The sequence below is a fragment of the Mycobacterium sp. genome, from assembly GCF_025965855.1.
In the GTDB taxonomy this organism is placed as follows: Bacteria; Actinomycetota; Actinomycetes; order Mycobacteriales; family Mycobacteriaceae; genus Mycobacterium.
Window position 1 is genome coordinate 1 of the sequence record NZ_JAOPWB010000127.1, and the last position, 8,226, is coordinate 8,226.

Consider the following 8,226-nt stretch of genomic DNA (forward strand, 5'->3'; position numbering starts at 1 on the left):
GTGCCCCCGCTCATCGGTCCAGCCTTTCCAGCCCGGCGCCGACGACGTCGAACGCATTGCCGAGCGCGGCGGGCAGCGGGACGGATTCGTCGGAGAGCCAGTGCTCGTAGGCGCTCAATGCGACCCCGAGCATCGTCCAGGCGACGGTCTGGGGCAGCGGGTCGGTCGTCTTGACGCCCAACCGGTGGGCCACGAAGCCCGCCATCACCTCGCGCCAGCCGGCATACATCGTCATCGAATAGGCCTGCAGGTCCGCGGTTTCCAGGATGACGCGCATGCGTTGCCGGTGCCGGACGGTCTCGCACTCGTCGAAGGTGTTGAACGCCAACAGCGCCCCGCGCAGCGCCTCGTTCAACCGAACCCGCGGGTCGACGTTGTCGAGCAGCTCCTGCAGGTGCGCGAGGTGGGCGTCGAAATCGCCCCACAGGATGGCGTTCTTGGAGGCGTAATAGCGAAACAGCGAGCGGCGGGCAATGCCGGCCGCCTGCGCGACGTCGTCGACGCTCACCTCGGCGAACCCCCGGGCGGCGAACAAGTCGAGGGCGACGTCGGTGATGTGGCCCGGTGTCGTCGAGCGGCGTCGCCCCACCCGCGGCTGCGGCATCATCAGACCCGCCCTTCCATTGCGGCACTCGATGCCATATTGTGTCCAGAACGATCCGTCCTTGTCGAGTCCCCGCGGGAGGAAAAGTTTCATGGAGCACGAAACCGAGACCGAGACCGAGCTCGTCACCGAGACCCTGGTGGAAGAGGTGTCCATCGACGGGATGTGCGGGGTCTACTGATCCGCGTGTTCGATCCCGATCGCGGCTGGCGATTGCACCCGCAGGTGGCGGTTCGGCCGGAGCCGTTCGGCGCGCTGCTCTACCACTTCGGCACCCGCAAGCTGTCCTTTCTGAAGAACCGCACCATCCTCACCGTGGTGCGGTCGCTGGCCGACCATCCGGATGTCCGGTCCGCGTGCCGCGCCGCGGGCGTGGATGACCCCGGGCAGGAGCCCTACCTGCTCGCGCTGGGTGTGTTGGCGGATTCAAAGATGTTGGTACTTCAGGAGGACCGGTGACCGCTGGAATTTCGCGGGTTCCGCGACTCGTCGAGCAGTTCGAGCGCGGGCTGGACGCCCCGATCTGCCTGACGTGGGAGCTGACGTACGCGTGCAACCTGGCTTGCGTGCACTGCCTCTCGTCGTCGGGCAAACGCGATCCGCGCGAGTTGTCCACCCGCCAGTGCATGGACATCATCGACGAGCTGGAACGCATGCAGGTGTTCTACGTCAACATCGGGGGCGGCGAACCCACGGTGCGGCCAGACTTTTGGGAGCTGGTCGACTATGCGACCGCGCACCACGTCGGCGTCAAGTTCTCCACCAACGGGGTCCGGATCACCCCGGAAGTCGCTGCCCGTCTGGCGGTCAGTGACTACGTCGACGTTCAGATCTCCCTCGACGGTGCCACCGCCGAGGTCAACGACGCCGTCCGCGGCGCCGGCTCGTTCGCGATGGCGGTGCGGGCGATGGAGAACCTGGCCGCGGCGGGATTTCGTGACGCGAAGATCTCCGTCGTCGTGACCCGGCACAATGTCGACCAGCTCGACGACTTTGCCGCTTTGGCAAGCCGTTACGGTGCCACCTTGCGGATCACCCGGCTGCGGCCCTCGGGTCGGGGCGCGGACGTGTGGGAAGACCTGCACCCCACCGCCGCCCAGCAGGTTCAGCTCTACGACTGGCTGGTCGCCAAGGGGGAGCGGGTGCTCACCGGTGACTCCTTCTTCCATCTGGCGCCGCTCGGCCAGTCCGGCGCCCTGGCCGGTTTGAACATGTGCGGGGCCGGCCGGGTAGTGTGCCTGATCGACCCGGTGGGCGACGTCTACGCCTGCCCGTTCGCCATCCACGACCGCTTCATGGCGGGAAACGTCCTGTCCGACGGGGGATTTGACCACGTCTGGAAGAACGCACCGCTGTTCCGCGAGCTGCGCGAACCCCAGTCGGCGGGGGCCTGCGGCAGCTGCGGGCACTACGACAGCTGCCGGGGCGGGTGCATGGCGGCCAAGTTCTTCACCGGCCTGCCGATGGACGGGCCGGACCCCGAATGCGTCCAGGGGCACAGCGCGTCGGCGCTGGCCCGCGAGCGTTTGACGCCGCGGCCGCGGGCCGACCACTCGCGGAAGACGAGCGGGCCAATACCCCTGAAACTGTCGCGACCGCCGGCGCGGCTTTGCAACGAAAGCCCACTGTAAGCATGGCCGACCAATGGTTTGAAACCGTCGCCATCGCCCAGCAACGCGCAAAGCGGCGGCTACCGAAATCCGTGTATTCGTCCTTGATCTCCGCAAGCGAAAAAGGAATTACGGCCGCCGACAATGTCGAGGCATTCGGCGAACTCGGTTTTGCCCCCCACGTCGTCGGCGCGCCGGAAAAGCGCGACTTATCGACTACCGTTATGGGACAAGATATCTCGTTGCCCGTGATCATTTCGCCGACCGGCGTCCAGGCGGTCGATCCGGACGGCGAGGTGGCCGTCGCGCGGGCCGCGGTGGCGCGGGGAACGGCGATGGGGCTCTCCTCTTTCGCCAGTAAACCGATCGAGGAGGTCATCGCCGCCAACCCCAAGGTGTTCTTCCAGGTGTACTGGCTCGGCGGGCGCGACGCAATCGCGGAACGCGTGGAACGCGCGCGCCAGGCCGGCGCGGTCGGCTTGATCGTCACGACCGACTGGACGTTCTCCCACGGCCGCGACTGGGGCAGCCCGAAGATCCCCGAGGAGATGAACCTGCGGACCATCCTGCGGTTGTCCCCGGAGGCGATCGTCCGCCCGCGGTGGCTGTGGAAGTTCGGCAAGGCGCTGCGGCCCCCCGAGCTCCGGGTGCCGAACCAGGGCCGCCGAGGCGAGCCCGGTCCCCCCTTCTTCGCCGCCTACGGGGAGTGGATGGGCACCCCGCCGCCAACCTGGGAAGACATCGCCTGGCTGCGCGAGCTGTGGGGCGGTCCGTTCATGCTCAAGGGTGTGATGCGCGTCGACGACGCCAAAAGGGCTGTGGACGCCGGGGTTTCGGCGATCTCGGTGTCAAACCACGGTGGCAACAACCTGGACGGCACGCCGGCATCGATCCGCGCCCTGCCCGCGGTGGCCGCGGCGGTCGGAGATCAGGTCGAGGTGCTCCTCGACGGCGGCATCCGGCGCGGCAGCGACGTCGTCAAGGCGGTGGCGCTCGGGGCGCGCGCGGTGATGATCGGCCGCGCGTACCTGTGGGGCCTCGCGGCGGGCGGTCAGGCCGGCGTGGAGAACGTCCTCGACATCTTGCGCGGGGGCATTGACTCGGCGCTGATGGGTCTGGGGCGCTCCTCGGTTCACGACCTCAGCCCGGACGACCTCTTGGTGCCGGCCGGCTTCGCCCGTGCGCTTGGGGTGCCGTCCGGCTAAACCTGGGTATCTTGGGCATTTTTCCAGAGATTCGACGTGAGCCGTTTATACTCACCGCGCGACATGAGCCGTTTTCACTCACCGCGCGAAATGCCCCTCTAGCCTCAATCCGCGGCGTCGAAAATTGTGGTGCTCGCGAGGCAACCGTGACAAACGAGCCATCAAATTCGACCGCTTGATGGACAACACAGAAAAAAAATATTTTGTAGGGTCAACAATTGGTGCACGCCAGGTGAATTCGTCCTACCATCAGCCAGTGCCCGTACTCGGCGAATTAGGAACGGTGGCGTCGAGCCAGCTATCCAGTACCTCGCCGTCAATAATGGTCCCGCTGGGTTCGACCGAACAACATGGTCCGCACCTGCCGCTGGACACCGATACGCGAATTGCGACCGCGGTCGCCCGCGGCGCCAGGGCCCGCCTGGAACAAGACTGGTTGGTGGCGCCGGCCATCGCCTACGGCGCCAGCGGCGAGCACCAAGATTTCGCCGGAACGATCTCGATCGGCACCGAAGCCCTCACGACGCTCCTGGTGGAGTACGGCAGGTCAGCGGCCTGCTGGGCCTCGCGCCTGGTCTTCGTCAACGGCCACGGCGGCAATGTCGGCGCGTTGCACAGCGCGGTGGGCAGGCTGCGCGCCGAGGGCCGGGACGCCGGATGGTGCCCCTGCGTTGCCGCCGGCGGCGACGCCCACGCCGGCCATGCCGAAACATCGGTGTTGCTCCATATCTCACCGGCCGACGTGCTGACCGACCGGTGGCTCACCGGCAACCGGGCGCCGTTGGGAGACTTGCTCCCCTCCATGCGCCGCGGGGGCGTTGCGGCGGTCAGCCGGGTCGGGGTGTTGGGGGACCCGACCACCGCGACCGCCGCCGAGGGCAAGCGCATCTTCGCCGAGATGGTCGACGAGTGTGTCCGTCGAGTCGCCCGGTGGTCGCCCGGGCCCGACGGGATGCTCACATGACGGCGACCCGGTTGCCCGACGGATTCGCCGTCCAGGTCGATCGCCGCGTTCGGGTACTCGGCGACGGCTCGGCCCTGCTGGGTGGCTCCCCGACGCGCCTGCTGAAGTTGGCTCCCGCCGCCCAGGGCATGCTGTCCGACGGCCGGCTGAAGGTTCGCGACGACGTCAGCGCGCAGTTGGCCCGCACCCTGCTGGACGCCACCGTGGCTCACCCCCGGCCCGCGGGCGGCCCGTCGCACCGTGACGTGACCGTGGTAATCCCGGTGCGGGACAACGTTTCCGGTGTGCGGCGCCTGGTGAGCTCGCTGCGCGGCTTGCGCGTCATCGTGGTCGACGACGGTTCGTTTCCCCCGGTCGAGCCCGAAGACTTCATCGGCGCACACTGCGACGTCGAGGTGTTGCGCCATTCCTACAACAAGGGCCCGGCGGCGGCGCGCAACACCGGGCTGGCCGCCTGCACGACCGACTTCGTCGCGTTTCTGGACTCCGACGTCACGCCGCGCCGGGGCTGGCTGGAGGCCCTGCTCGGTCACTTCTGCGACCCGACCGTCGCCCTGGTCGCGCCGCGCATCGTCGGTTTGTCGCACAGTGAGAACGTGGTGGCGCGTTACGAGGCGGTGCACTCGTCTCTGGACCTCGGGGAGCGCGAAGCCCCGGTGTTGCCCCACAGCACGGTGTCCTACGTTCCCAGCGCGGCCATCATCTGCCGCCGCGCGGCCATCCGGGACGTCGGGGGGTTCGACGAGACGATGCAGTCCGGCGAGGACGTGGACCTGTGCTGGCGGCTGATCGAAGTGGGCGCCCGGCTGCGTTACGAGCCGATCGCGCAGGTCGCCCACGATCACCGCACCGAGCTGCGGGATTGGCTCACGCGCAAGGCCTTTTACGGCGGTTCGGCGGCTCCGCTGTCCGTGCGCCACCCGGACAAGACGGCACCGGTGGTGATCTCCGGCTGGGCGTTGATGGCCTGGATTCTCGTGGCGCTGGGGACAAGTCTCAGCCAGCTCGTCTCGATCGTCGTCGCCCTGGTGACGGGTCGTCGGATCGCCAAGGCGATGCGCGGCGCCGAGACGTCGCTGATGGATGTCCTCATGATCGCGACCCGAGGCCTGTGGTCGGCGGCGCTGCAGCTGGCGTCGGCCCTGTGCCGGCACTATTGGCCGCTGGCGCTGGTCGCGGCCGTCCTGTCGCGTCACTGCAGACGGGTCGTGCTGGTGGCGGCCGTCATGGACGGCGTGGTGGACTGGCTGCGCCGCCGGGACGCCACCGGCGACGAGGCGGAACCGATCGGGCTGTTGACCTACCTGTTGCTCAAGCGCATCGACGACCTGGCCTACGGCCTCGGGCTGTGGTGGGGTGTGGCGCGCGAACGCAACGTGCGCGCGCTCAAGCCGCAGATTCGCACTTAGTGGTCTTGAAGCCCCCTTGACCGCAGCCGCCCCGCACAGCGATGTGCTGATCGTCGGCGCCGGCAGTGCTGGATCGGTTGTTGCCGAACGCCTTTCCGCCGATCCCGGCCGCACCGTCACCGTCCTCGAGACGGGCCCAGCGCTCGCCGATCCGGAGTTGCTGGCTTTGACCGCCAATGGGTTGCAGCTGCCGATCGGGGTCGGCAGCCCCTTGACCCGGCGCTACCTGACCACGCTGACCGATCGGCACGCCCTCAAACTGCCGATCGTGCGCGGCGCGACGGTCGGCGGTTCGGGCGCAATCAACGGCGGCTACTTCTGCCGCGCCTTGGCGCGCGACTTCGATCGCGCCGGGGTTCCGGGCTGGGCATGGTCGGATGTCCTCGAGCACTTCCGCGCCATCGAGACGGACCTCGATTTCGACGGTCCCGCTCACGGCAAGACCGGACCGATCCCGGTGCGCCGGACGCGCGAAATGACCGGTACCACCGAAACTTTCATCGCGGCAGCGGAGCGCGGCGGGTTCGCCTGGATCGATGACCTCAATGATTCCGGGCCGGAGCTGGTTTCGGGGCTCGGTGCGGTTCCGCTGAACATCGTCGACGGCGTGCGTACCGGCTCCGGATCCGCATATCTCCTTCCGGCGCTTGGGCGGCCCAACCTGGCCTTGCTGGAGCGGACCCGGGCGGTGCGGCTGCGTTTCTCCGGGACGGCCGCGGTGGGAGTCGACGCGATCGGCCCGCAAGGTCAGGTGACGCTTTCCGCCGACCGAATCGTATTGTGTGCCGGCGCGATCGAGTCCGCACATCTGCTGATGCTGTCCGGCATCGGCGACGAAGCAATGTTGCGTGCTGCCGGTATCCCGGTGGTGGCACCGCTGCCCGTCGCGACGTCGTGCAGCGACCATCCCGAATGGGTGTTGCCGACGAACTGGACTGTGGCTCCGGGCCGGCCGGTGGTGGAGGTCGTGCTGAGCACCGCGGACGGGGTCGAGATCAGGCCGTACACGGGCGGATTCGTTGCGATGACCGGTGACGGCACCACGGGACACCCCGACTGGCCGCACATCGGGGTGGCGCTCATGCAGCCGCGGGCGCGCGGGCGCGTCACGCTGGTCTCGCCGGACCCCGACGTGCCACCGCATATCGAGCACCGCTACGACAGCGAGCCCGACGACGTGGCGGCACTGCGCCAGGGCAGCGAACTGGCCCGCGCGTTGGCCGGTTCCGCAACCTCTGTCGGGTCGCCGGTGTGGTCGACGTCTCAACATCTTTGCGGCACTGCGCCGATGGGCGTCGACGGCGACTCGAAAGCCGTTGTCGACCAACGGTGTCGGGTTCTCGGTATCGAAAAGCTATGGCTGATCGATGGATCGGTGCTGCCCATAGTCCCCAGCCGCGGACCGCACGCGACTATCGTGATGCTCGCCCATCGTGCAGCGGAATTCGTTGCGTGACGAGCACTTAACTCATCGCGCCACTGTCCCGGCGCCCCGTCCAGGCCGAATCAGCAACCCGCCGGCGCCGCCGGCTCCCGGTATCGCGCCGGCCCCCTCGTTGCCGCCGTTGCCACCGCTGCCGATCAGTTGGGCGTCGCCACCCTAGCCGCCATCGGCGGCTACTCCGTTTCCCGCACCCACGCCGGACCCGCCGTTACCGATCAGTCACCCGGGGTTGCCGCCTTTTGCACCGGTGCCCGCCGCCCCGTTGGCGCCGTTAGCGATCAGTGGAGGCCCGTCAGCAGCTGGCTGGGGGTATTGATCACCCCGAGCGGGTCTTGCTCGATGGTCTGCATTGGGTTGGTGTTGGCGGCCTCGAGGAGGGCGTATTGGGCGCCACCGGCACTGAGCAGCTGCACACAACCGTTGATGGAACGGCGCCGCCTGGGCGCTGAGCGCCTGATAGGCCTGCCCGTGGGCGCCGAAACCCCGCCACGGCCGCCGAGATCTCGTCGGCTCCGGCCCCATGAGCGCCGCTGAGCCTGGAGCCACGGTTCTCCAAATCGACGGCCGCCGATGCCAACATCTCCGGTGTCGCTACTGAGAACCGATTGAATCAGGGAAATCGCTATATTTCTGGATCGCACGGCGGCGACCATGGTCGGCGAATCAGGCTGAGTAGGGCGAGATTAGGCCAGGAACCGGAGCCGCCGCCGGTTGCTCCTCCTGGGATCCGGACGCCGCGGGGGAGTAGGGCGGCGTCGCGGGGGAGTAGTTCGGTGTTGCCGCGGGCGCCGCCGTCAGCGGCGTGGTGACCGGCATAGCCTGCGACGCCGTCACCGGAGAGAATTCCGGCGCTTCCACCGGCGCCGCCGCCACCGGTGCGCTGGCGGGTGCCGGTGTGACCGCCTCCGCGGCCGCGGGGGCGTAGGCCGGCGTTGCCGACTGCATCGCGGCAACCGGCGCAGCCGCCGGCGCCACGGCTGGGGCCGCCGC

Annotated in this window: 9 protein-coding genes and 2 pseudogenes; 7 read left to right on the forward strand and 4 right to left on the reverse strand. The window is 68.5% G+C overall.

Annotation, left to right across the window (positions count from 1 at the left end; genetic code table 11):
* Window positions 1-10 precede the first annotated feature (10 nt).
* A complete protein-coding gene (gene mftR, locus JWP83_RS09715) occupies window positions 11-607 on the reverse strand; it encodes a mycofactocin system transcriptional regulator (protein ID WP_297729347.1) in 597 nt (198 codons plus the stop codon).
* An 88-nt stretch (window positions 608-695) separates the two neighbouring features.
* On the opposite strand from mftR, the gene mftA reads away from it, so the two are divergent.
* The 7 genes from mftA to mftG all read left to right on the forward strand — a co-directional run bounded on the left by mftA (window position 696) and on the right by mftG (window position 7,248).
* On the forward strand, window positions 696-785 hold the full coding sequence (gene mftA / locus JWP83_RS09720) for a mycofactocin precursor MftA (RefSeq protein WP_067012903.1): 90 nt from the start codon (window positions 696-698) through the stop codon (window positions 783-785).
* 5 nt (window positions 786-790) lie between these two features.
* Complete coding sequence (mftB, locus tag JWP83_RS09725) at window positions 791-1,063, forward strand: mycofactocin biosynthesis chaperone MftB (RefSeq protein WP_367185614.1); 273 nt, start codon at window positions 791-793, stop codon at window positions 1,061-1,063.
* An 8-nt stretch (window positions 1,064-1,071) separates the two neighbouring features.
* A complete protein-coding gene (mftC, locus tag JWP83_RS09730) occupies window positions 1,072-2,235 on the forward strand; it encodes a mycofactocin radical SAM maturase (RefSeq protein WP_297729351.1) in 1,164 nt (387 codons plus the stop codon).
* A 2-nt stretch (window positions 2,236-2,237) separates the two neighbouring features.
* A complete protein-coding gene (gene mftD, locus JWP83_RS09735; RefSeq protein ID WP_297729335.1) occupies window positions 2,238-3,419 on the forward strand; it encodes a pre-mycofactocin synthase MftD in 1,182 nt (393 codons plus the stop codon).
* 232 nt (window positions 3,420-3,651) lie between these two features.
* Window positions 3,652-4,383 (forward strand): mycofactocin biosynthesis peptidyl-dipeptidase MftE, encoded by a 732-nt coding sequence (gene mftE / locus JWP83_RS09740; protein WP_297729338.1) that lies wholly within the window; start codon window positions 3,652-3,654, stop codon window positions 4,381-4,383.
* Window positions 4,380-5,792 (forward strand): mycofactocin biosynthesis glycosyltransferase MftF, encoded by a 1,413-nt coding sequence (gene mftF / locus JWP83_RS09745; RefSeq protein WP_297729341.1) that lies wholly within the window; start codon window positions 4,380-4,382, stop codon window positions 5,790-5,792. Before mftE ends, mftF begins: the two co-directional genes overlap by 4 nt.
* Window positions 5,793-5,808: 16 nt before the next feature.
* Window positions 5,809-7,248 (forward strand): mycofactocin system GMC family oxidoreductase MftG, encoded by a 1,440-nt coding sequence (gene mftG, locus JWP83_RS09750; protein ID WP_297729344.1) that lies wholly within the window; start codon window positions 5,809-5,811, stop codon window positions 7,246-7,248.
* A 266-nt stretch (window positions 7,249-7,514) separates the two neighbouring features.
* Here mftG and JWP83_RS09755 read toward each other — a convergent pair whose 3' ends face one another.
* The 3 genes and pseudogenes from JWP83_RS09755 to JWP83_RS09765 form a co-directional block, all read right to left on the reverse strand.
* A complete protein-coding gene (locus tag JWP83_RS09755) occupies window positions 7,515-7,649 on the reverse strand; it encodes a hypothetical protein (protein WP_297729354.1) in 135 nt (44 codons plus the stop codon).
* Window positions 7,650-7,677: 28 nt separating this feature from the next.
* Window positions 7,678-7,758: pseudogene (locus tag JWP83_RS09760) on the reverse strand (hypothetical protein); the annotation flags it as partial.
* 141 nt (window positions 7,759-7,899) lie between these two features.
* Window positions 7,900-8,226 (reverse strand): annotated as a pseudogene (locus JWP83_RS09765) (hypothetical protein); the annotation flags it as partial.

Excerpts from the sequence above, each read along its gene's own strand:
- mftD (WP_297729335.1), top strand. The coding sequence starts at position 2,238 with ATGGCCGACCAATGGTTTGAAACCGTCGCCATCGCCCAGCAACGCGCA.
- mftF (WP_297729341.1), top strand. The coding sequence starts at position 4,380 with ATGACGGCGACCCGGTTGCCCGACGGATTCGCCGTCCAGGTCGATCGC.
- mftR (WP_297729347.1), bottom strand. The coding sequence starts at position 607 with ATGATGCCGCAGCCGCGGGTGGGGCGACGCCGCTCGACGACACCGGGC.
- mftA (WP_067012903.1), top strand. The coding sequence starts at position 696 with ATGGAGCACGAAACCGAGACCGAGACCGAGCTCGTCACCGAGACCCTG.